Source organism: Rothia sp. P4278, from assembly GCF_048512945.1.
Lineage (GTDB): Bacteria > Actinomycetota > Actinomycetes > Actinomycetales > Micrococcaceae > Rothia.
On the sequence record NZ_JBLXXU010000001.1, the window covers coordinates 867,239 to 890,352 of the forward strand.

15 protein-coding genes are annotated in these 23,114 nt (G+C 54.5%); 10 read left to right on the forward strand and 5 right to left on the reverse strand.

Annotated features, from left to right (window positions below; translation table 11 throughout):
* Positions 1-116: 116 nt before the first annotated feature.
* Positions 117-3,602, reverse strand: coding sequence for a bifunctional proline dehydrogenase/L-glutamate gamma-semialdehyde dehydrogenase (locus tag ACN085_RS03885; RefSeq protein ID WP_419110661.1), 3,486 nt, complete (start codon positions 3,600-3,602; stop codon positions 117-119).
* Between the two features lie 178 nt (positions 3,603-3,780).
* Between ACN085_RS03885 and ACN085_RS03890 the strand changes: the two genes are divergently transcribed.
* Positions 3,781-4,683, forward strand: a complete 903-nt coding sequence (locus tag ACN085_RS03890; protein WP_419110662.1) for a LysR family transcriptional regulator — start codon at positions 3,781-3,783, stop codon at positions 4,681-4,683.
* A gap of 55 nt (positions 4,684-4,738) precedes the next feature.
* Here ACN085_RS03890 and ACN085_RS03895 read toward each other — a convergent pair whose 3' ends face one another.
* Both ACN085_RS03895 and ACN085_RS03900 read right to left on the reverse strand, forming a co-directional pair.
* On the reverse strand, positions 4,739-5,602 hold the full coding sequence (locus tag ACN085_RS03895) for a DUF6318 family protein (RefSeq protein WP_419110663.1): 864 nt from the start codon (positions 5,600-5,602) through the stop codon (positions 4,739-4,741).
* 193 nt (positions 5,603-5,795) lie between these two features.
* Positions 5,796-7,022, reverse strand: coding sequence for an ATP-binding protein (locus ACN085_RS03900; protein ID WP_419110664.1), 1,227 nt, complete (start codon positions 7,020-7,022; stop codon positions 5,796-5,798).
* A gap of 256 nt (positions 7,023-7,278) precedes the next feature.
* Between ACN085_RS03900 and ACN085_RS03905 the strand changes: the two genes are divergently transcribed.
* Genes ACN085_RS03905 through ACN085_RS03925 form a run of 5 tightly spaced genes read left to right on the forward strand, consistent with a single transcriptional unit; the run spans position 7,279 to position 15,972 of the window.
* Positions 7,279-9,270 (forward strand): type I restriction-modification system subunit M, encoded by a 1,992-nt coding sequence (locus tag ACN085_RS03905; RefSeq protein WP_419110665.1) that lies wholly within the window; start codon positions 7,279-7,281, stop codon positions 9,268-9,270.
* Positions 9,270-10,496: a restriction endonuclease subunit S gene (locus tag ACN085_RS03910; protein WP_419110666.1), complete on the forward strand. Its 1,227-nt coding sequence runs from the start codon at positions 9,270-9,272 to the stop codon at positions 10,494-10,496. The genes ACN085_RS03905 and ACN085_RS03910 overlap by 1 nt, the downstream gene beginning before the upstream one ends.
* A gap of 9 nt (positions 10,497-10,505) precedes the next feature.
* Positions 10,506-11,588 carry a DUF4917 family protein gene (locus ACN085_RS03915; protein ID WP_419110667.1) on the forward strand — a complete coding sequence of 361 codons (1,083 nt, stop codon included), beginning with the start codon at positions 10,506-10,508 and terminating at the stop codon, positions 11,586-11,588.
* 6 nt (positions 11,589-11,594) lie between these two features.
* A complete protein-coding gene (locus ACN085_RS03920) occupies positions 11,595-12,782 on the forward strand; it encodes an MBL fold metallo-hydrolase (RefSeq protein ID WP_419110668.1) in 1,188 nt (395 codons plus the stop codon).
* Positions 12,783-12,792: 10 nt separating this feature from the next.
* On the forward strand, positions 12,793-15,972 hold the full coding sequence (locus ACN085_RS03925; RefSeq protein WP_419110669.1) for a type I restriction endonuclease subunit R: 3,180 nt from the start codon (positions 12,793-12,795) through the stop codon (positions 15,970-15,972).
* Between the two features lie 189 nt (positions 15,973-16,161).
* Here the strand turns inward: ACN085_RS03925 and ACN085_RS03930 are convergent, their stop codons facing one another.
* Together ACN085_RS03930 and ACN085_RS03935 are read right to left on the reverse strand one after the other, a co-directional pair.
* Positions 16,162-16,872, reverse strand: coding sequence for a DUF3800 domain-containing protein (locus ACN085_RS03930; RefSeq protein ID WP_419110670.1), 711 nt, complete (start codon positions 16,870-16,872; stop codon positions 16,162-16,164).
* Between the two features lie 136 nt (positions 16,873-17,008).
* Positions 17,009-17,953, reverse strand: a complete 945-nt coding sequence (locus ACN085_RS03935) for a sugar-binding transcriptional regulator (RefSeq protein WP_419110671.1) — start codon at positions 17,951-17,953, stop codon at positions 17,009-17,011.
* Positions 17,954-18,061: 108 nt separating this feature from the next.
* Between ACN085_RS03935 and ACN085_RS03940 the strand changes: the two genes are divergently transcribed.
* The 4 genes from ACN085_RS03940 to ACN085_RS03955 all read left to right on the forward strand — a co-directional run bounded on the left by ACN085_RS03940 (position 18,062) and on the right by ACN085_RS03955 (position 22,971).
* Complete coding sequence (locus ACN085_RS03940; protein ID WP_419110672.1) at positions 18,062-19,825, forward strand: FAD-dependent oxidoreductase; 1,764 nt, start codon at positions 18,062-18,064, stop codon at positions 19,823-19,825.
* Positions 19,826-19,918: 93 nt separating this feature from the next.
* Positions 19,919-20,731 carry an MIP/aquaporin family protein gene (locus tag ACN085_RS03945; protein WP_419100118.1) on the forward strand — a complete coding sequence of 271 codons (813 nt, stop codon included), beginning with the start codon at positions 19,919-19,921 and terminating at the stop codon, positions 20,729-20,731.
* A 62-nt stretch (positions 20,732-20,793) separates the two neighbouring features.
* On the forward strand, positions 20,794-22,347 hold the full coding sequence (glpK, locus tag ACN085_RS03950) for a glycerol kinase GlpK (protein ID WP_419110673.1): 1,554 nt from the start codon (positions 20,794-20,796) through the stop codon (positions 22,345-22,347).
* Positions 22,348-22,461: 114 nt separating this feature from the next.
* Complete coding sequence (locus tag ACN085_RS03955; protein WP_419110674.1) at positions 22,462-22,971, forward strand: methylated-DNA--[protein]-cysteine S-methyltransferase; 510 nt, start codon at positions 22,462-22,464, stop codon at positions 22,969-22,971.
* The last annotated feature ends 143 nt before the right edge of the window (positions 22,972-23,114 follow it).

Genomic DNA, 23,114 nt, shown 5'->3' on the forward strand with positions numbered 1-23,114 from the left:
CACGATTATATGACACAGAAAACAGTGATGCGTGTTTGGCGCCACCTCTTTTACTGTCTTCTTACCATAAAAGGCCCGCCCCTCATGGTGAAGGGCGGGCTGGTCTTTACCGTGGATTAGATAATGCCCTCAGAGAATTTGTAGGGGTTACCGAAACGGTGGGCAGTAATCGAAACGGCCTGCTCCCGGATAAAGGGCAGAATCTCGATTCGACCGGCTTCTGTCACAGGCTGGAAGTAAACCGCAATGTCGGGTCGGCCATTCAAGGCCTGGTAGACACTCGTGACATCCTGGCCAATGTAGCGGATACGGGCACCCTCAAAGGCGGTTCCCTCAAGCTTCTTGGAGGGGGTGTGAGCAATTTTGGCAAGAGCCGAGCGGTACTGAGCATCGTCCTGAGAGACAAGGCTGATACCTGCGACGCCCAGAGCTGCGGTCAGAGCAGTGGGTAGCTCCTGGGCGGTGGAGAACTCAACCCGTGCCCCGGCAACCAGCCCCGCCAGCAGAACGCGCAAGGCAGCGACAAGCTCCCCATCTTGGTCTAGACGAACCTGAACCGTAGTTGGCAGGTAACGCAGGATATTGCGTTCTACACCCAGCTTACTGGGGTCGTGCCCCTGCCCGAATTCAGTTGCCCAGGCATCAGCATCAGAGCTTGCGGCGCGAGCCAGCATATCCAGCTCTTCTGGTGGGAAGCCATCCAGGCCGCGAACAGCGGTCAGCACAGAGAGCACCTTCTGGTCGGAGGGGGCGGTGGTCGCAGTTGCGGGTGCGCTTTCCCAGTCGCTGAGGGCCACCAGGTAGTTGGGGCCGCCAGCCTTGGTGCCCGAACCTACGGTGGACTTCTTCCAGCCGCCGAAGGGCTGACGCTGAACAATCGCGCCGGTGATGCCTCGGTTGACGTAGAGGTTACCCGCCTGAACCCTGCTGAGCCAGAGTTCAAGTTCACCGGAATCCAGTGAATGCAGGCCAGCGGTCAGGCCGTAGTCGGTTGCGTTCTGAAGCTCAATGGCTTCTTCTAAAGTTGCGGCCTTCATGACACCCAGAATGGGGCCAAAGTACTCGGTCAGGTGGTACTCGGAGCCGGGTTTGACACCTGCGCGGACGCCGGGTGACCAGAGCCTGCCGGTCTCATCGAGCTGCTGGGGTTTGAGTACCCAGGTCTCGCCCTCGCCCAGCTCGGTCAGGCCGCGCTTGAGCTTGCCCTCGGGAACCTCAATGACCGGGCCCATCTCGGCTTCAATGTCCTGGGGGTGGGCAACGTGCAGGGACTTTACCGCATCGACCAGCTGGTTGTAGAAGCGTTTAGACTCCCCTACCGAGCCAACAAGAATAACCGTTGAAGCCGCTGAACACTTCTGCCCGGCATGACCGAAGGCCGAGTAGACCACGTCTTTAACCGCCAGATCAAGGTCAGCATTGGGGGTCACAATAATGGAGTTCTTACCGGAGGTCTCACCGAATAGCGGCAGGTCCTTACGCCAGGACCGGAACATCTCGGCGGTCTTGTAACCGCCGGTCAGAATCAGGCGGTCAACGCTGGGGTGGGCAATCATGGTGGAACCGGCCTGGCGGTCGGTAACCTTGACCAGGCGCAGGACCTCCTCGGGCACTCCAGCCTGCCACAGCACCTCAGCAATCAGTGCGCCCACCCGGGCGGTGTTGCTTGCGGGCTTGAAAATCACGGCGGAGCCAGCGGCCAGGGCAGAAAGCACACCACCGACGGGGATCGCTGTGGGGAAGTTCCAGGGCGGAACGACCAGGGTCAGCTTAACCGGGTGGTGCTTGGCACCGTCCACAGAATCAAGGCGCTCAGCCAGCAGAGCGTAGTAGTAGGCAAAGTCGATAGCCTCAGAGACTTCAACATCTCCCTGGTCCAGGGTCTTGCCGGCCTCAGCAGCCATAATCTCCATGAACTCGCCACGGCGGACCGCCAGGTTGACGGCTACCTTACGCAGGATTTCGGCGCGTTCGGAGGCGGGGCGGGCGCCCCAGGCGCGGCCAGCTTCCACGGTCTGGGCGACCAGGGCCTCAGCCTCTTCTGATGAACCCAGCTCGTTAGCCTCCAGAGCATCCAGACCAATCTGGGTGGTCTTGGAGCGCTCCAAGATAGCGCGGCCCCATTCACGGTTACCCGCCAGGGCTGGGTCGGTATCGGGAGTGTTCTCAAAGGTCCCGGGGGCAGGCTTGAAAACAGTTTCAGCAGTCTCCTCCAGCCTGTTCTGGGTGCGCTGGGGCGGCTGAACTTCATCGGTCACAGCCTCCAGGGAGCGTAAGAATCGATTCTTTTCGCGTTCAAAGAGCTGGGGGGAAGAATCCAGGTCAAAGACTGCGCTCATGAAGTTCTCGCTCGATGCGTTCTCTTCAAGGCGGCGCACCAGGTAGGAGATAGCGACGTCGAACTCTTCGGGGCGGACCACGGGGGTGTAAAGCAGCAGGTGGCCCACACGCTGGCGGATAACCTCCGCCTGCTGGGAGGCCATGCCGATGAGCATCTCAAATTCGATATCTTTTTCGACCCCTCGGTCTTCGGCGAGAAGCAGTGCAAAAGCGACGTCAAAGAGGTTGTGGCCGGCAACGCCCAGGCGGATGTTGCGGGTGCGTTCGGGGGTCAGTGCATAGTTGAGGATGCGCTTGTAGTTAGTGTCAGAGTCCTGCTTGGAGTCGCAGGTAGTCAGGGGCCAGCCATGAACGGCGGCTTCTACCCTTTCCATGGACAGGTTTGCGCCCTTGACCAGGCGAACCTTGATGCGAGCGCCACCTGCGGCAACGCGCTGAGCGGCCCACACCTGAAGGTGCTGCATGGCGGCCAGGGTGTCGGGCAGGTAGGCCTGGAGCACGATGCCGGCCTCCAAGTTCTTAAGCTGGGGTTGGTCAAGGATCTTGGTGAAGACCGCGATGGTCATGTCCAGGTCCTTGTACTCTTCCATGTCCAGATTGATGAACTTGGGGGTCGGTGATGCCGCCGCCTGCTCGTAGAGGGGGGTTAGGCGTTCAACGGCATCGGCAACGACCTCTTCGAAGGCCCAGTGCGAGTGGGGGCCAGATACGGAGGATACCTTAATGGAAACGTAGTCAACGTCGTCGCGGGCCAGCAGTCGCTTGGTTTCACTCAGGCGGCGTTCTGCCTCGCGGTCACCTAGGACGGCTTCACCCAGCAGGTTGATGTTGAGCTTGTTGCCTGTTGAGGTCAGGTGTTTGATGGCGGGGCCCAGCTTCTGGTCGCGGGCATCGACAATCAGGTGGCCCACCATCTGGCGCAGGACGGTGCGGGCAAGGGGTACGGTGGGCCAGGAAGCCTTGGCGGCCAGCTTGCCGCCCACCCCTACAGCGCTCTTCATGTACCAGGGCAAGAAGGAGGGCACGATCGGGGCGATTCGGCTCAGGTTTTTACCGGCGACTTGCTGGTCTTCGGGGCGGATGACGCCGTCCACAAAGCCCACGGTGAAGTCTAGGCCGTTAGGGTCTTTGAGAACTCCGGCCAGTTTTTCTGCGGAAGGGTCAGAGGGAATCTGCTGGGCTGCCTGAACCCAGTCGGCAACCAGCTGGACGGCCTGTTCTGCTAGTTTCTGGTGGTGGGTGTCGGTGAAGGGTTGTGCCATGGGGTGACCTCCTTGTTGGCCCGCTCTTGGCGGGGCGAAAAACCTGCTTCTTGTTATCCATTTCACCATCTTTAGGTTCTGGTTACACTATTAGTAAAAGTGAATATTTTTTACCCTGTATATTTAGTAGCACTAATGTTTATTGGTCTGAGTGCTCTACCCCTAGTGAGGTTCCCCCATGTACGACCTGCGCCGCCTTGCCATGCTGCTAGAAATCCACGAACGCGGTACCCTTGCCGCCGCAGCCAAAGCACTGCACCTGACCTCCTCCGCCATCTCCCAGCAAATCACCACACTGGAAAAAGAGGTGGGCGCTCCCCTGCTCCGCAAGGTCGGCAGGGGGGTTGAACTCACCACAGAAGCACTGATTTTGGCCGATAGTACCCGGAACATACTCAGAGAGATGGATGCTGCCCGCACCCGCATCACGCTGCTGGATGGTGTGCCCACCGGCCAGGTCAAGCTGGCCATCTTTCAGTCAGCCGCGCACGCCCTGCTCACCGGTGTGCTTGAGCACCTGGCACGCCAGGCGCCTCAGGTACAACTGCACGTGGTACAGATTGACCCGGAAACCGGCCTGTCGCTAACCCGCAGCCGGGAATTCGATGTGGTCATTGCTGAGTCCTACCCCCACCACTACATTCCCGAATACCCGGACCTCACCTATGACCTGTTGGCCCTTGACACTTTGCAGTTGGTTGTTGCTCAGGACAGCCCCGTGGAAAAGCTGGCCGATGCTAGCGCCCTCCCCTGGGTTTTTGAAGGCGAGCACAACACCTCCCGCATCTGGGGTATTAACCAGTGCCGGGCGGCAGGTTTTGAGCCGCACATCCGTTACGTGATTGATGACCTCAACGCCCACCTGCAACTGGCCGCAACCGGGGCGGCAGCCATCATGCCCAGCTTTGCCCTGCCTGCCCAGGGCAAAGAACTAGAGGAAGCTTACGGTGTTAAAGCCCTACCCCTGCCCCATGTGCCCTCCCGGAAAATCTTCATGGCAACCCGCGCCGAAAGCTCCAACCAGCCAGCAATCCAGGCGGTCAAAGAAGCCCTCCAAGACGCAGTTGCCCGCCTACCCTAAGGGGCAGACGGGCCTAAGGGGTAGACGGGCTCAAGACCTCACGAAACCGGCAGTCTTACTTATCTGCTGGCACCGCCATGGTATCTGAGTAGTCCATAGCCTGCAGGGTCAGCGCCCAGGCCCCGTCCTCATAGTCAGCCGCCAGCCCAAAGAAGTAGGGATCTTCCGTCACCGGAACCCATTCGGTCCGGGGAGGGTTAGCCTCAGGATTCAGGAGCACGGTCCCGTTTTCTACCAGGTAGGTATTGAGTACATACTCACCAAACTCATTGCCCTTGCCCACAAGGTAGAAGTCGGTCACTGCCTTGCGGTGGCCCCGCACAACCCACCCGCCGTTTTTGTAGGCGGCATCGACCTTGTCCAGGAAGTCGAGCTCAGCCTGCTGAGAGGGGTTAGGCTTGCCCGCTGGTGTTACCAGCTCCCGCCAGCGGGCAGTGTCGCCGCTGGTGATCGCGTAGTTACGCTCAGCCAGGTAGTATTCAAAGAATTTGACGAAACCCTCTTGGGTGTGCTCATTCATACCCTCAGGTTCAATGGGCCTGGGGACCTTCTGGGCGGGGGCTTCTTCTGTGGCAGGCACGTAGTCGTCAAAGCTCCCATCATATTTGAGCCCGATAGCTGGAACCCTGTTCTGGGTGGACAGAGCTTCTGAACTTGCTGCTGTAGCGGAGGCTGATGAGGACGCAGTGGCACCAGCCGATGCTGAGGGGGAGCCTGTTGTTGTGGAGAAACCGGCTTCACCGGAAGGTGCTGAGCTACTAGAGCTAGGCTCGGGTCTTGCCGTTGATCGGTCAGCAGACGGGGAACCGGAGGCCCCCACACCGCAACCGGTTAGGGCAAGGACCGAGAGAGCCAGCGTGGCCCCTAGACGGGAGGCAGGCCGGGCAGAAGAGGCTAGAGATGGGGCGGAAAAACGCATGAAGGTACTCCTGAACATGTGGTGTTTGGGTAGTTACACCCTACCCGCTCAGCAATCGGTCAGCATGTTTTTACCCACAGGGCAGGTGGAGGACATAACGTAGGGCCCCAGTGAACAGGCGGTCACGGCAAACCAACTGTATATAGCAGAAATGTATTAAGCGGCTGGAACCTACTGACTGAGGCAGATGTATTTACCCTAGAAGAGCCAGCGGAATAACATACACGCCATCGGGGCGACGGTAGGCCACGTCGCCAGCGGTAATAACAACCAGGCTTGCAACGCGGTGAGGCAGCTGTTCCTTCAACCAAAGAAGATGACGTACGTCCCGGTCAGTAGGAACCGCTTTCAATTTCACCTCTATGGCAACTAGTTGCCCGTCATGCCCTTCTACAAGGAGGTCGATTTCTCTGGCACCTGAATTCATTCTGAGGTGAGAAACTGTGGCCTCCAGCGACTGCGCCATAACACGTACCGTGAGAGTTACTAAAGATTCAAAAAGGGGGCCTGCCATGTGGCTCCCCCGGTCAGAGAGCAAAGCAGAGGCATCCAACCCTAGAAGATAAGCCGCTAACGCGGGGTCTGCTAGATGATGTTTGGGGGATTGTTGTAAGCGCGTGAAAGCGTTTAAGGCCGGTACCCAACCGGGCACCGGGTCGAGTAACCACAATTTAGCCAAATGCTCACGATAGGTGCGGGTGGTTTTTTCAGATGGCTGTGTTCCATCACCACCGGTCGTTGCGTCAAGCAATTTTGAGTATGCAGTTGTGCTTGATTCAGCAGCCGCGTATGCCGCCAGCCATTTTCTAAGAGCCAAGGGGTGGCGAACCTCGGCACCAAGTTCTGGGATATCACGGTCGATCACACGCACGAGGTACCCTTCCAGCTGTGCACGCAAGGCACGGGGGTTGAGCCCAGCCAGCCCGGGAAATCCGCTCGCGACAATCGCTTCCATATAGTCTGCCAGCTTATACTCTGACCGATAGGTTGATATATCGACTTCGCCTGCCAGCAGGTCAGAAAGGAATACGGTTGGGGTTGTTTGGCCGCGCTCATGCAACCCCATGGGGCGCATACGCAGGGAAACTACCCGACCGGCCCCGCTGTGGCTTCCAGCCATATCGTAGGGGGTAGCTGAGCCAGTGAGCAGGAATGACCCAGCAGGGGCCCCCTGGTCAACTGCCCTGCGCACCATGTCCCAGACCTTCGGGTAGTACTGCCACTCATCAAGTAGAAGCTTCTTACCCCGAAAACTATCAAAATCAAAGTCGCTTTCTAAGAGGGCCACATTACTTGTTCGGTCGAGAGATAGAACAGTATCTGCGCGACGTTGGGCGGTGGCGGTTTTACCGACACCTTTTGGGCCATCAATAGCTACAGCAGAAAGGTGGGGTAAAAGGTTATCAAGTTCCCGGTCCAACGATCTTGGAAGTTATTTCATAACTAGATATTATCACTTGTCAGACAACTCTATTACCGTGTTTTCATATACTCTATTACCTGAATTTCATGAACGGTATGACCTGATTTTCACTCAATGTATTACGGCTTCTTCAAGATTGACGGGAAAGCGGACCCCCTTTGAACCGCGGTGAGACTCCCCCTAGAAGGCACCGCTCCCTTAGAATTATCTGTAAGGCCCCTGACCGGGGCTGACCGTTTGTGAAGGGTAGCTTGTGTCGTCTTTGAATCATTCTCAGTTTATTTGGAACGTAGCCGATGTCTTGCGCGGGACATATAAGCAACACCAGTATGGCCAGATTATTCTGCCCTTTACCGTGCTCTTCCGCCTGGACGCCACCCTAGCCCCGACTAAAGAGGCCGTTGTGAAAGCAGCCGAGGGCTACCAGCTGGACGATGTCCCGTTGGCCATGCTCGCTTCCCAGGCGGAGCACCACTACAGTTTCTATAACCTGTCGCGTCACAACCTTAAAACCATCACGAACGACCCCGATACTCTGGCCATTAACCTGCGCGATTACATCAACAGGTTCTCCGCGAATGTGCGCGATATCTTTGAGAAGTACAAGTTTGAGGATACGGTTGCCGAGCTTGAATCGCATGACTTGCTCTTTCAGGTCATGCAGCACTTTGCCAAGGTTGATTTGCACCCGGATAAAGTCAGCAATGAGCAGATGGGCAATATCTTTGAGGAGCTGATTCGCAAGTTCGCGGAGGCCTCTAACGAGACTGCCGGTGAGCACTTCACCCCGCGTGAGGTCATTGAGCTGATGGTGACCCTGCTCTTGGCCGATGATGAGGACCTGCGCACCGACTATATTGTGCGTGAGGTCTATGACCCCACAGCAGGTACCGGCGGTATGCTCTCTGTGGCGGAGGAAAAGATTAAGGCCATTAACCCCACCGCCGATGTGATCCTGCTGGGCCAGGAACTCAACCCTGAGTCCTACGCAATTTGTAAGGCGGACATGGTGGTTAAGGGCCAGGAGGTGGATAGCATCGTCCTGGGTAATACTCTCACTGCCCCGGCTTTTGAGGGGCGTACCTTCCACTTTGGGCTGTCCAACCCGCCTTTTGGGGTGGATTGGAAGACCGCTAAGGCTTTTGTGGAGGACGAGCATAAGAGCATGGGCTTCCACGGCCGTTTTGGTGCTGGCCTGCCCCGCGTTTCTGATGGTTCCCTGCTCTTTCTTCAGCACCTGATTGCTAAGTTACGTGAGCCGGGTCAAGTCCGTGACGGTGTGCCCCAGGTGGGTGGCCGCGCCGCGATTGTTCTGAATGGTTCGCCTCTGTTTACGGGTGGGGCTGGCTCAGGTGAGAGCAATATCCGTAAGTGGGTGCTGGACCATGACTATTTGGAGGCCATTATTGGCCTACCCACTGACATGTTCTATAACACCGGTATCAGCACCTACATTTGGGTTTTGAATAAGCAGAAGAAGGCTGAGCGTAAGGGCAAGATTCAGCTGATTGATGCCACGGATATGTTTGAGAAGATGCGTAAGTCGGTGGGTTCTAAGCGTAAGCGCCTGTCGACAGAGCATATTGCGGAGATTACCCGGCTCTTTGCCGCTTTTGATGCTGCGGACGATAAGCGTTCTAAGGTGTTTGACCGTGAGGAGTTCTTGTACCGCACGATTACGGTGGAGCGCCCTCTGCGCTTGAACTGGGGTTTTACGGCTGAGCGGGTGGGGCGTCTGCTGGGTTCTAAGGAGCTGGCTAAGTTAAAGCTGTCGACTGAGGCTAAGGAGGCTCTGGCGACTGGCTTGAATAAGCAGGTGGAGCAGACCGCCGGTGCGGTGTCCACGGTCAAGGCGGATGTTCAGGCTGTGCTTTTGAAGGTGTTGGCGGAGGCAGGTGTGACGGTTAAGCCTGCGGCTCTGGCTAAGTTGGTGGATGAGCTGGCGGTAAAGGACGAGACCGCAACCCCGGTCTTGAAGGCTGGTAAGCAGGTAGCGGATAGCGAGTTGCGCGATACGGAGAACGTGCCTTGGGGCGAGGATATCCACGAGTATGTGGAGCGGGAGGTTAAACCCTTTGTGCCAGATGCGTGGATTGATGAAGCCAAGACGAAAGAGGGCGCGGAGATTCCCTTTACCCGCCACTTCTACGAGTATGTGCCACCCCGCCCGTTGGAAGAAATAGACCGCGACCTCAAAGAGGTACTGGGCAGAATTCGGAAGCACCTGGACGAGGTGATGGGGTAATGAATGAACATTTTTGGGATGGAGATTTTCCTCTAGTTCCTCTCGGTTATCTTCTTAGTAAAAATGATGGCGGTACTTGGGGTAATGACCCTACAGGGGAGCAAGACACTTTAGTTCTTCGTTCCACAGAACAAACGCAGGATGGTAAATGGATTATTGATGACCCTGCCCCTAGAAGTATTTCATCTTCAGAAAAAGCACGCACCGCTCTTGAGTTAGGGGACTTACTTGTTACTAAGTCTTCAGGAAGTCAATTACATATTGGGAAAACAACGATTGTAGACGAATCAGTCCTTGATCTCAATCCATCATTTTCAAATTTTATGCAACGTCTTCGCTTAAAACCAGGACATTACCCTAAGTATTTTTGGTATGTCTTTCAATCTTCAGCTTTCAAAGAAGCGCTCAAGCTAGCATCTACAACTTCGACGGGTTTGGCGAATATTACAGGAGGATTATTAGCCTCGATAAAAGTGCCAGTACCCAGTCTTGATGAGCAAAAGAAAATTTCTAATAACCTTGATCGCGAGCTGGCAGAGATTGATGGGCTAATTGCTGACCAGCTAAAGCTTAAGGAACTACTGAAAGAGCAGTTTGAAGCCAAAAAAGAGCAAGTTATCTTGGAAGCTGGTGGTCAAGAGGTTCGCTTATCAAGAGTTCTAAAGGGACTTAAAGATGGCACTCACGGTACTCACCCTAGAGTCAGCTCAGGTGGTGAGGTTTTGCTCTCCGCAAAGAACATCAGCAGCGGTGAACTTGTCATTTCTGAGGACGAATCGCGGATTTCTTTAGAGGAAGCTGCTCAGATTACTGCTTCTGGTTTCCCCAAAAAGGGTGACGTGATGATGATTCTAGTGGGTGCCACATATGGCAGAACTTCTCTGTACAACCTAGATCAGACGCTTCCTTTTCAACGTAGCGTCGGATTCTTCAGACCTAACGAAAAGTTAATTACTAGTGATTATCTAAAACTGGTGATGAGCTCTCACAAATTTCAACAGCAGCTTTCACTGGGAATAAAAACTTCAGCACAACCTGGAATATATCTAGGCGATGTTGCATCATGTATGATCAATTTACCCAAATGGAATAGCCAGCTATCGGCAGCCAAAAAATATCATTCAGCAGAAAAAATCTACAAGGAAATAACTACTGACATCGATAAATCAATCGAAAACCTCATAGAGTTAAGAAGTAGCCTACTATCAACCTCTTTCTGCAGTTAGGATTTATGAATGGAAATATTAGAATTTAATGATTGCTATGAATGGTCTTCAAATGTTACCAGAAGAAATGAAATAGTTTGGAAAAAACCGAATCTTCTACTGGGCAATGGGTTCAGCATCTCTTACGCTCCAGATAAATTCTCTTACAGTGCCCTGCTTGAAGTTGCTTCTTCAAAAATTTCAGCACTTCCACTTTCTAAAAATATTTTTAAAAAACAAAACTCTAAAGATTTTGAAGAAGTAATACACAAGTTAGAGCAAACTGCGAACACCCTTGAAGTCACTGACTCCAATAAATTTAAAAATGAAATAATTCAATTCCGACACGAGGCTGCAGAGGTAAAGAGAATACTAGCTGAATCTATCGCTGAATTACATTCAGATAGACCATTCGAAGTAACACAGCAAGAGTACGTCAATTGTAGAAAATTTTTAAGAAAATTTGAAAATTACTACACAACAAATTATGATTATTTGCTCTATTGGGCCCTGATGCAAGACTCTCAAGGAGCTCATGATCCTGATTTTATCCATAGAGATGGTTTTTACAGTCGCAACAGCGATGAACCTTATGTAATTTGGGACAGACTGCACCATTCGGGTGAAAATATTTTTTATCTTCATGGCGCTTTGCATTTTTTTAAAGATGGCAAAGACGGTTCGATCCGGAAAATCACTTATAAAAGAACAAAAAAAGCTTTAATCGATCAAACGCGAAAATTCCTTGAAGAAGACAATTATCCCTTAGTTGTAGCTGAAGGTAGTGCTGAAACAAAATTAAAGCGAGTCGATGAAAGCGCATTCTTAAGCCATGGGCATCGTTCTCTGGCCGGCCGAGGTGGCGCCTTAGTTATATATGGTTTATCGCTGAGTTTGAACGATCAACATATTGCAAACGCGATTGCTTCTTCAAATATTCAGAAGTTGGCTGTATCTATATACGGAAATATTCATTCTGAAACCAATCAACAGCTTATAAAAAGCTTGAACGAAATAATTAGTCGCCGAAACCAAATCATTAAAAAGAATCCAAGAAAAAATAGTATTGAATATAAACTATTCGATGCTAATTCCGCACATATTTGGAGGTAAAATAAAGTGTATTCAATAGATATAAAATCAGACTGCGGTTGCTGGTCTAGCCCGATTAAACTTGGTCGATACTACTGGGCTGTCGGAGCAGGTCTTTTTACCTCTCAACAACTGCATATCCCAACCACCTCCGGAACACAAACGGTAAATATGGTGTATGATTGCGGAACCAACAGTTCTCAAGTTTTTATTGAGCGAGAGATTGATGAATACTTGTTAACAATTGGTAATGCTGATATCGATTTATTGTTTATTTCTCATCTAGACAAAGATCATATCAGTGGAATCTCATATCTATATAAACAACTTAGTAACATGGGTAAGGAAATTAAAAAAATTTATTACCCCTTTCTTGAGCTGTCGGAGCTGGTTTATTTAGCATCATCTCCTCGAAATCAAAGTATCCGCAGTATATTATTCAGCATTGATGATTATTTAAATGAATATGCGAATGAGGTGATAGCGGTCCCCCCTGAAGATATGGATAGGTCACGTAGCACTTCTTTGCCGGGATTGTCTTTTGGTGGGAACTCGGCACACTTCAGCGTTTGGAACTTTTCTTTTAGTGTATTACCTTCCTATGATAAAAGAGATGGATTTTATGATGATTTATCTGCTTCTCTTAGCATGTCCAAAATTGACCTACTATCAAAAATAAATGATTCTCATTTTAGAGATAAGCTATTCACAAATAATCTCAATTTACTGAAACAGTGCTACAGAAACCAGAGGGGTCTAAGAGATTTGAACAACACTTCCCTTTGCGTCTATTCAGGCCCTCCTGAAAATAAATCAAAAAATTATAAAACTTTCAACTCTAAACATATGAGTGTGAATCAAGCCTCCAAATCACGTTTAGCCAAATGGAACCCTAGACCTGGTTGGATTGGCACAGGAGATGCCCCATTAGCATCAAACAGAAATGTCAACGACTTTAATAAATTATTTGATAAGTTTAAAATTCATTGCGATTCAATAACTGTTCCACACCATGGTTCAATAAAAAATTGGAACAATTCAATTATGACAAATTTTCCAATCGGATCTTATTGCTTTGCTGGGGCAAATGGTCAATATAAACATCCATCTCCTTTCGTCGTTAGTCAAATCAATAATCTCGGTCATTTTTTTATGAACATGACAGAATTTATTAATACGAGATTCTCTGAAAGTTATTCAATTTATTATAGATAAGGTAAGAACTATGTTGCGCACTCATCTTGAACGTCCTCTCCAGCAGGAAATTTGCGCCCACCTGGCGGCTCACGGCTGGCAACACTCCCCCAGCTCAGACGGCTACGACCCCGTAAACGCGCTCTACCCGCAAGACCTCTTCACCTGGCTAGAGATAAGCGACCCCGTAGCCTACCGCTCCCTGGTAAACCCAGATGAACCCGCATCAGCCCAAGCCGCGGCGCAGGAACGCATCATCACCGCCCTCACCAAAAAGCTCAGCCTGCCAGAAGAAAACGGCGGTGGCCCCCTCAACACCCTCCGCAAAGGCTTCCGCGTGCTCGGTGCCCGCCGCGACTTCAAGCTCCTAGCACCCCCGCCCCAAGACAACCGCAACCCAGAAGTCGCCAAGCTCTACCAGGCCAATATCCTGCGCGTTGTAGAAGAAGTCCGCTACGACCCCCACAACCAGCTCAGCCGCATCGACCTCGTCCTCTTTGTTAACGGGCTCCCCGTAGCCACCATCGAAATCAAGTCCGAATACGCCCAAACCCTAGCGCACGCCACCCGGCAATACCGCGAAGACCGCGACCCCAAAACCTCCCCGCTCTTACAAGAACACCGTGGCGCCCTGGTCCACTTCGCCCTCACCCAAGACGAAATCGCCATGACCACCCGCCTGGCCGGAAAATCCACCGTCTTCCTCCCCTTCAACCGAGGGCACAAAGGCGGCGCAGGCAACCCACCGGTAGAAGGCGACCTAGCCACCAGCTACTTCTGGCGTGAAATCCTAGACCGCGACACCTGGCTGACAATCATCACCAAGTTCATCTACACCAACCACCAAAAAGTCAAAGACCCACTCACCGGGCGAACCCTCACCAAAGCCTCAACCCGTTTCCCCCGCTACCACCAGTGGCGAGCCGTCACCAGGCTCATTGCCGCCGCACGGGCCGAAGGCGCAGGCAACAAGTACCTGGTCCAGCACTCAGCAGGCTCCGGCAAAACTGACTCCATTGCCTGGCTCGCCCACCAGCTCTCTAACCTGCACTCAGCAACCGGCGAGCGCGTTTTCGACTCCATCATCGTGATTGCCGACCGGCAGGTACTCGACAGGCAACTGCAAGATGCCATTGACCAGCTGGTCACCATTCCCGGTATCTTTATGCCCGTTACACGCGGTAATGGGGAATCCAAATCTAAGCAACTGGTCGAAGCGCTGACCAGCGGCACTCCCATTATCGGTGTGACCCTGCAAACCTTCCCCTTTGCTATGGAAGAAATGACCAAGGAAGGTGGCCAACTAGCGGGGCGCCGCTTTGCCGTTATTGCGGATGAGGCTCACTCCTCCCAATCAGGTGAGGCCACCGATTCTATTAAGAAAATGCTCAACACAGAGGTTTCTCTTGAGTTTGAAGAGGGCGATTCGGAGGCTGACCAGGAGGCCATGACCCGCATGGCTCAGCGTGTGGTGGGGTCAGGTGAACAGGTTTCCTTCTTTGCCTTTACGGCAACGCCCAAAGAGAAGACGCTTGAGGTGTTTGGCCGCCGCCCGGCTGACGGTGGCGCGCACGTGCCCTTTGACCTCTACTCCATGAAGCAGGCCATTGAAGAGGGCTTCATTCTTGATGTTCTTCAGAACTACACCACCTACGATATGGCCGCGCGTATCGCCCAGCGCAACGAGTCCACCGGAGCCGATGACGAAATTGATATTCGCAAGGGCACCCGCGCACTCATTGACTTTGTTGACCTGCACCCCACCAATGTGGCCTCTAAGGTTGCTGTGATTCTGGAACACTACCAGGGCACGGTGCAGAAGGAGCTCGGCGGCAAGGCTAAAGCAATGGTTGTTACCAGATCCCGGGTAGCAGCCGTCAAGTACCAGCGTGCCTTCCAAAAAGCTATTGCAGAGAAAAAGCTACCGCTCAAAACCCTGGTCGCTTTCTCCGGCGAACTACCAGACCCAGACATTCGCCCACTCAACAATGATGCTCCCGTGCCCACCGTAACCGAGGCCAGCATGAACCCGGAGCTACGCGGGCAAGACCTGGCGACCTTCTTCAACCAGCCCGACCAGAACATCCTGGTGGTCGCCAACAAGTACCAGACCGGCTTTGACCAGCCGCTCCTGGTTGCCATGTACGTGGATAAAAAGCTCTCCGGCATCACCGCCGTGCAAACTCTCTCCCGGCTCAACCGCCGAGCCGAAGGCAAGCAGAACACCTATGTCCTGGACTTTGTGAACGACCCCAAACAGATTCTTGAAGCCTTCGCAACCTATTACGAGGACGCTACCATTGAGACTGAATCCGACCTCAGTCTGATCGATAGCCAGATCGATAAACTAGAGGCCACCGGTATCTATACCCCGGCTGATGTTGAGCAGTTCTGGCTAAAGTGGTGCAAGCCCGGTGCCCGCCAGGCCTCCTATGACTCTCTGTTGGCCGTGCCGGTAGACCGTTTCAAGCGGCGCTGGTTCAACGCCCAGCAAGATGCCAGATCCCCCGGTAGCAGTGCTGACGCCGCCGCTGAACTTGAGGTTCTATTGGAGTTCCGGGCTACCCTGCAACAGTATGTGAAGTCTTACGCTTTCTTCTCGCAGATTTTCAATTTCGGGAACCCCTACTACGAGAAACTGTCGGCCTTTGCGGATTTGCTCGCCCGCCGTCTGCGCGGCTTCACCCTGGATGCGGCCTCCCCCGACGTTCTCGATATCGACGATATCGTGCTCACCCACTACAAACTCGAAAAGATGAAAGAGAACCAGAACCTGGGGCTTTCATCAGCCCCCAAGGTAGGGCTACGAGGTATGACCGAGGCCGGTCTAGCCACCATCAAGGAAAGGGAATCAAAAGCTAGGTCAGCCCTGATAGACCTGGTCAATGAGTACTTTAAGGGCTTGAGCCTCTCGGACGAGTACCAGGTTGCCTTCGCCACGACCTTTGTAGCTGAGGCATCCAAGGACGAAGGCCTGCGCCAGAGCGCCGCCGCTAACACCAAGGACGACTTCGCCCATTCCAAGAAGGCCCGCAACGGCCTAGCCACCATGCTCTGGTCCTACGGCTCCGACACCAACGAGCTCCTGGACTTTGTTCGTAAAATGCCGGCTGATAAGTTCATGAGCCTCATGTTGGATCTGGGCCTCTACGAGCGCCTGCGCGACGAAACAACCGACGAGGATGGCGGGGCACGGCTTACTGTGGTCTAAGACCTCCTTTGAGTATCGGTGCTAGGGCCCCTATTCCTTCTAGCGATGTGCTTCTGTATCGTTACCTTGCAGAGCAGCTTCTCATAGCCAATAGCTTAAGCTTGTTCTTTTACGCTACACGCCATATGCTTAAAGAGCGGATCCCCTCTCCCGTACGTGGAGAATCAGGGGATCTAGCTGTTTAAATAACTACATCTCACGAGGTCTGCGGTATGGGTCCCTGGTAGCCAAATAATCACCGTACCAGTTCCAAGCAAACTTCTGGCTAGGATGCTGATTAACAGAGCTGTAAGCACTCCAAGCCACCAAATCAGCCATCTGTATCAGCTGTGATTCTTTAGAACTCAGCATTACTGGGTCTTCAATAATAGTTCTATCTTGAAGTTTCAGCTCCCTATGAACATGACGGTACATGCTGTCCTCGCCATCCATATAGATATGTCCCAGAGCCCCTTGAAGTTTAAGGCGAGCATCAGCATCGGATACCAGCATCCTGTATAAATCAGTACGTATATGGGCTAATTCCGCAGGGTTTCCCTCCCTATAAGCAGCACCTAACCGCACCCCTTGAATACTGGAAATTTGTTGCAAGCAAAGCACAGCGATATGTTGCCCGAAATCTTTCTTATAGGGGGTTCCATCAGGCCCACGGAACTGATCAGGAAACTTCTTAGAAAGATCACCTCGTCCGTTTGCGAACTCTGTTGTATGTAACTCTTTGTCCACCGGGATTCTGTACTTCCGCCAGAGGTCTTTTCGGAAGTCCAGCCATGTCCTCATCACCGCTCGCCATTCAGATTGCGAAAATTCAATCCACCCGTATACAACCAGGCCTGATTGTGGCCGGCCTGAATCATCAATATAAATCATTTTTACATCTGGATAAGTAGGCAACAGCACACCTCCTTGTGGGGGAATCTTCTTCGGTTTGCCACAACCCAAGAATAGAACAAATATTCGAAAATGGTGAGTTGGAAGCCCAATCATACGCGTAAACTTTCTTAGCCCTCCATCAATGCAACTTCTTGCTGAGCACCTAGAGCAGCTGCTCAGCCAGTTCCACATCTACCACCAGGTCGGTGATAGCCCCGGTGGTCAGTGCCCCACGCAGGGCGGCGGCTCGGTGTTTGCCGGCGGCGGCGCAGACCCTGCGCCCGATTTTTGCCAGCTCGGCCGGGGTCGGGCCGCTTGCCCGCCGGTTGACGTCCAGGTCGGCCCAGGTGCCGTCCTGACGCACCATGACGGTACACACGTCCCCCACAATCCCCTGTGCCCGCAGGTCCGCTAATTGCTGGGTGTCAAAGTAACGGCCGGCGTAGACGTGGGAGGGAATGGCCCCGCCAAAGGCGCCCACCCCAAAAAGTGCCACATCCGCCTTACGTTGAACGGCCAGCACGCCGCGAATACTGCGCTCGCGCCACATGGCGGCCTTGGTGTCGGCAAAATCAAAGAAGGCCGGGACCGGGAAGTGAACCATCTGCGCCCCGTAGGCCGCTGAAACCTGCCCCAAAATGGCGCCGGAATAGGGGATGCCGGTGTGGCTGGCGTTACCTGCCCCGTTGAGCTGGACAACGGTCACGCCCTCTAGGTGACGTTTGGGTAGGTACTGGGCTACCTCGGTGACGGTAGAACCCCAAGCCACCCCCAGGGTGGTGCCCGCAACCATGAGAGAGTCCACCAGCTGGGCGGTAGCGATAGCCACTCGGCGCATCCTGACCTGTTCGGTGGCGTGATCGGGTGGGCGCACCACCTGCACCCGCACCCGGTAGAGGTCCGCTAGGCGTCGTTCCAGCGGGTGCCCCCGGTGGGGCTGTTCCTTGATGTGGATGGTCACCACCCCGGTGTCACGGGCGGCTTTAAGCAGACGGGACACCGTGGGCCGGGACACCCCGAGGTGGCTGGCTATAGCCGCCATGGTCTGCTGTTCGCCGTAGTAAAGCTGGGCTGCTTCAACCAGCAGATTTTCACTTTTGTTCACCATCTTTTTATTCTAAATGAAATTTTGTTCAGCTTGCTGGCTTCTGGGCAACTGTGGGCGCTCAAATGGTCTTAGACACTTTTACCGGCACCATCGTCAAAGGAAAACCTCATGACAGCCACCTTCACCACCCAATCCCAGCTCAGCGCTCAGTCCCGTAGCCAGGCTCTCGACGCCATGACCGATGAGGCCGGGGTCGATATCCTCGTCATTGGCGGGGGTGTGACCGGCGCAGGTATCGCCCTGGACGCAGCAACCCGCGGGCTTCGCACCGCCATTGTCGAAGCTGGCGACTGGGCTGCTGGAACCAGCGCCTGGTCCTCCAAACTGGTTCACGGTGGCCTGCGCTACCTCTACAACCTAGACTTCAAGCTGGTAGCCGAAGCTCTCAAAGAGCGCGGCCTGCTCCTGGAGCGCACCGCCCCCCACCTGGTCAAGGCTCAACCCTTCCTCTGGCCCCTTAAAATGCCGGTAGTGGAACGAGCATACTCGGCTGTGGGCATCGGCATGTACGACACCATGGCCTTCCTAGGGGCCGGTGGCCACCGCGCTGTACCGGCCCAGCGTCACTTCAGCAAGGAAGGAACCAAGAGGGTTTTCCCCGGCATCAAGGACTCAGCCTTTAGCGGCGCTATCCAGTTCTACGATGCCCGGGTCGATGATGCCCGCCTGGTCATCGACCTGGTTCGCACCGCCGCAGGCTACGGCGCTCTGGCCGCTTCCCGTACACAGGTAACTGCCATTGAGAAAGACGCCTCGGGCCGTGTCACCGGTGCCCAGATTGTTGACCTAGAGACCGGCCAGGAAAAGACCGTGCGTGCAGGCCACATTATTAACGCCACCGGCGTGTGGACCGAAGAAACCGAATCTATGGCCACCTCAAACAAGGGCTTGGAAGTCCTAGCCTCTAAGGGCGTTCACATTATTGTTCCCCGTGAGCGCATCAAGGCCAGTAGCGGCATCTTCACCAAGACCGAGAAGTCTGTACTGTTTATCATTCCCTGGCAGCGCTACTGGATTATCGGCACCACCGATACCCCCTACACCGAGGACCGCGAGCGCCCCGTGGCAACCAAGGCCGATATCCGCTATGTGCTAGATCAAGCCAACAAGCTGATTGCAGATGAGCTGACCGAGGACGACATCATCAGCACCTACGCGGGCCTGCGCCCCCTGCTACAGCCGGTTGCCAAGAAGGGCGAGGCGGCCGCTTCTACCAAGGTCTCCCGTGAGCACACCGTCATGGAAATTGCCCCCGGCATGAGCGCAATCGCCGGTGGTAAGCTGACCACCTACCGGGTCATGGCTCAGGACGCGGTGGACTTTGCTCTAGGGCGTCGTGCCAAGAACCTGCCATCGGTGACCGAAAACATTAAGCTGGTCGGTGCCGAGGGCTATGAGGCTCTTGCCTCCCGGTCAGAGGCTTTGGCAGGCGAGAACGGTTGGGGTGCCGACCGCGTAGAGCACCTGCTGGAGCGCTATGGATCTGAGCTAGCAGATATTATTGCCCTCATTGAGCAGGATTCGTCCTGGGGCACTCCCCTGGCTGAAGCCCCCCAGTTCCTGCGGGCCGATGTGCTCCAGGCGGTGCGGGCCGAAGGTGCCCTGCACCTTGAGGACGTCCTGGTCCGCCGTATCCGCCTGGATCTGGAGGCAAAGGACCGGGGCCTGTCAGCCGCCGATGAAATTATCGAGATTATGGCGCAGGAGCTGGGCTGGGACGAGCAGACCTGCCAGCAGGAGAAAAAGCTCTATGGTGAGCGGGTCCAGGCTATTGCCGCCGCCCAGCAACTGATCACAGATTCTGAGGCAGCCGCAGAAGTTCTGGGGGCGACCCCGGTGGCTCCTCGCCAAGCGGTTGAACAAGCTCACTAGCTTTTGGCTTGAGCTAAACCACCTATTTATATCCAATCATGGGTGCAGCCCTCCGGGGTTGCACCCACCACAATGACGTGAAAGAGGTCAATGATGAGCTCATTACTGGTAGCTGGCGCTGAGGCCACTGTCCAGGCTACTGCCCAGGCCAGCGCCCTGGTGACCGCAGAGGGTAACGCCACCTTGTTAGGCGCCTTCTTTTCGGAGATTTTAGGAACCGCAACCCTCATTTTGATGGGCGCTGGAGTCTGCGCGGCGGTCACCCTACCCAAGTCGGCGGCCAAGAACACAGACTGGCTGACTATTGCCTTTGGTTGGGGTTTTGCTGTCTTTGCGGCGGTCTACATTGGGGCGCCTTCTGGGGCCCACCTGAACCCGGCGGTCACTCTGGGCCAACTCGTGGCGGGTAATGATTTTGCCCCCGGAATCGCTCCCTCCATGAGCGCGCTACTTGTTTATGTGGCTGGCCAAATGATTGGTGCTTTCCTGGGTGCCTGGGGTGCTTACCTGGTCTACAAGAAGCACTTTGATGAGGCTGAGCCGGGAACCACCCGGGGGATTTTCTGCACTGCACCTGCCATCCGCTCCTACGGCTGGAACCTGCTAACCGAAGCCGTCGGCACCTTTGTCTTGGTGGGTTTCGTGGTGGCCTCCGGTCGCACTCCCTCGGGTCTGGGGCCTTTGGCTGTTGCCCTGATCGTTGTGGCTATTGGCCTGTCCCTGGGTACCCCCACCGGCTACGCTATCAACCCCGCCCGTGATTTAGCCCCCCGTATAGCCCATGCCCTGATGCCTATCAAGGCTAAGGACTCTAGTGACTGGGCCTACTCCTGGGTTCCTGTTGTTGGCCCCCTCCTTGGCGCTAGCCTAGCGGCCCTGATTATCCCCGCCATCCTGGCTCTCTAAAACCACCCCTATACACCCGGTAAGCCCAAAGAGGGGTTTACCCTCACAGAAAAGGTTGGACTATGTCACAGCTTCCAGAACGCAAGAAATACATCCTTTCCATCGACCAGGGAACTACCAGCTCCCGCGCCATTCTTTTCACCAAGAAGGGTGAAATTAAGAGCGTCGGTCAGCACGAGCACGAACAGATCTTCCCCAAGGCCGGCTGGGTAGAGCACAACCCCATGGAAATCTGGGAGAACGTCCGCAAAGCCGTGGGCGAGGCCATGAGCAAAGCTGAGGTCAACCATCACGAAATCGCTGCGGTAGGCATCACTAACCAGCGCGAGACCGCTGTGGTCTGGGATAAGACCACCGGTAAGCCGGTCTATAACGCTATTGTCTGGCAGGACACCCGCACCCAGAAAATCTGTGATGAACTCGGTGGTGAAGCTGGCCCCGGCAAGTACCACGACATCGTGGGCCTGAATCTGGCCACCTACTTCTCCGGCCCCAAGATCAAATGGATCCTTGATAACGTCGAAGGTGCCCGCCAAAAGGCTGAGGCAGGAGACCTGCTTTTTGGTAATACCGACACCTGGGTTCTCTGGAACCTAACGGGCGGTGTGGATGGTGGCGTGCACGTCACCGATGTCACCAATGCTTCACGCACCCTGCTCATGAACATCCGCACCCTAGAGTGGGACGAATCCATCGCAGCGGATATGGGTATCCCTCTGAGCATGCTCCCTGAGATTAAGTCATCCTCGGAAATTTACGGCTACGGCCGGGCCCAGGGCTTGCTCAACGGCACCCCCATCTCCGGTATTCTTGGTGACCAGCAGGCGGCCACCTTTGGCCAGGCTTGCTTTGAGAAAGGCATGGCTAAGAATACTTATGGAACCGGCAACTTCATGCTCATGAACACTGGCAACGAGCCTGTTATCTCTGAGAATGGCTTGCTGACCACTGTGGCCTATAAGCTGGGGGACGCCGCACCTGTCTATGCCTTGGAGGGTTCTGTAGCAGTCTCCGGTTCACTGATCCAGTGGTTGCGCGATAACCTCAAGATGATTGATGATGCCGCCGAGTCAGAGAAGCTGGCTACCAGCGTTGAGAACTCCGGCGGTGCCTACGTTGTGCCTGCTTTCTCCGGTCTTTTTGCCCCCCACTGGCGCTCAGATGCCCGTGGTGTGATTGTGGGCTTGACCCGTTACGTCAATCGGGCACATATTGTGCGTGCGGCCCTGGAGGCTACCGCCTTCCAGACCCGCGAAGTCCTGGACGCTATGAACGCCGATGCCCAGGCTGCAGGCTCCAAGGTTTCGCTGGAAGAACTGCGTGTGGACGGCGGTATGACAGCCAATGAATTCCTCATGCAGTTCCAGGCTGACCTGCTGGGTGTGCCTGTTATTCGCCCCAAGGTCATTGAAACCACTGCCCTCGGTGCGGCCTATGCCGCAGGTATTGCGGTGGGCTTTTGGGAGGGCGAACAGGACGTCATTGATAACTGGGCCGAAGATAAGCGCTGGACCCCGCAGATGGACCAGGCAGAAGTGGACCGCCAGTACCGCCTGTGGAAGAAAGCCGTCTCTAAGACCCTAGAGTGGGTAGATGAGGATGTAGAAGAGAACTAAGAAACCGCCAGATTCCTCAACCCATTTATTTTTTTGAAGGAAGTACCTCTGCCCGCCACATATGTTGTGTGGCGGGCAGAGCTTTTAAGAATACGAGTATGACAAGATAGTTCTATGACCTACCATGCCCATACTCTGACTCCGCTGGGTCTGATGATTCTAGCCTCCGATGGTCAGGCCCTTACCGGTGCCTGGTTTATGGGTCAGGCTCACTTCCCGGCAGAAGATCAGCTGGGGCAGGAGGTTGAGATCAGTGATTGCCACTTGCCCACCAGGGCGCAGGCCCAGCTCCTTGACTACTTGGAGGGGGGCCTCACTGATTTTGATCTTCCGCTGTCTCCTGATGGCACTGACTTTCAGCTGGCGGTCTGGCAGGCTCTGAGGGATATCCCCTACGGCTACACCACTAGCTACGGTGCTATCTCTAAAATCGTGGGCCCTGGTGCTCCCGCTCAGGCCGTCGGCCAGGCGGTAAGCCGTAACCCGATTTCTATCTTTATCCCCTGTCACCGGGTGCTGTCTGCCGACGGCAAACTGACCGGGTATGCTGGCGGTTTAGAACGCAAGCAGTTCCTCCTGTCCCTGGAAGCCCCTAGCGCCCTGGAAGAGGGGCGACTCTTCTAAGGCCCCTTGGCAGGGTAAATGACCGGCACACTCATTGGTAAGGGGCTCTGTGAGCTGAGGTTCTGCCATGAGAGCCGCCCGGCGCATAGCCCCCAGCACCTGCACCCTGTACCTGTACCCAGGTCAAGCTATCTTCCCTTACC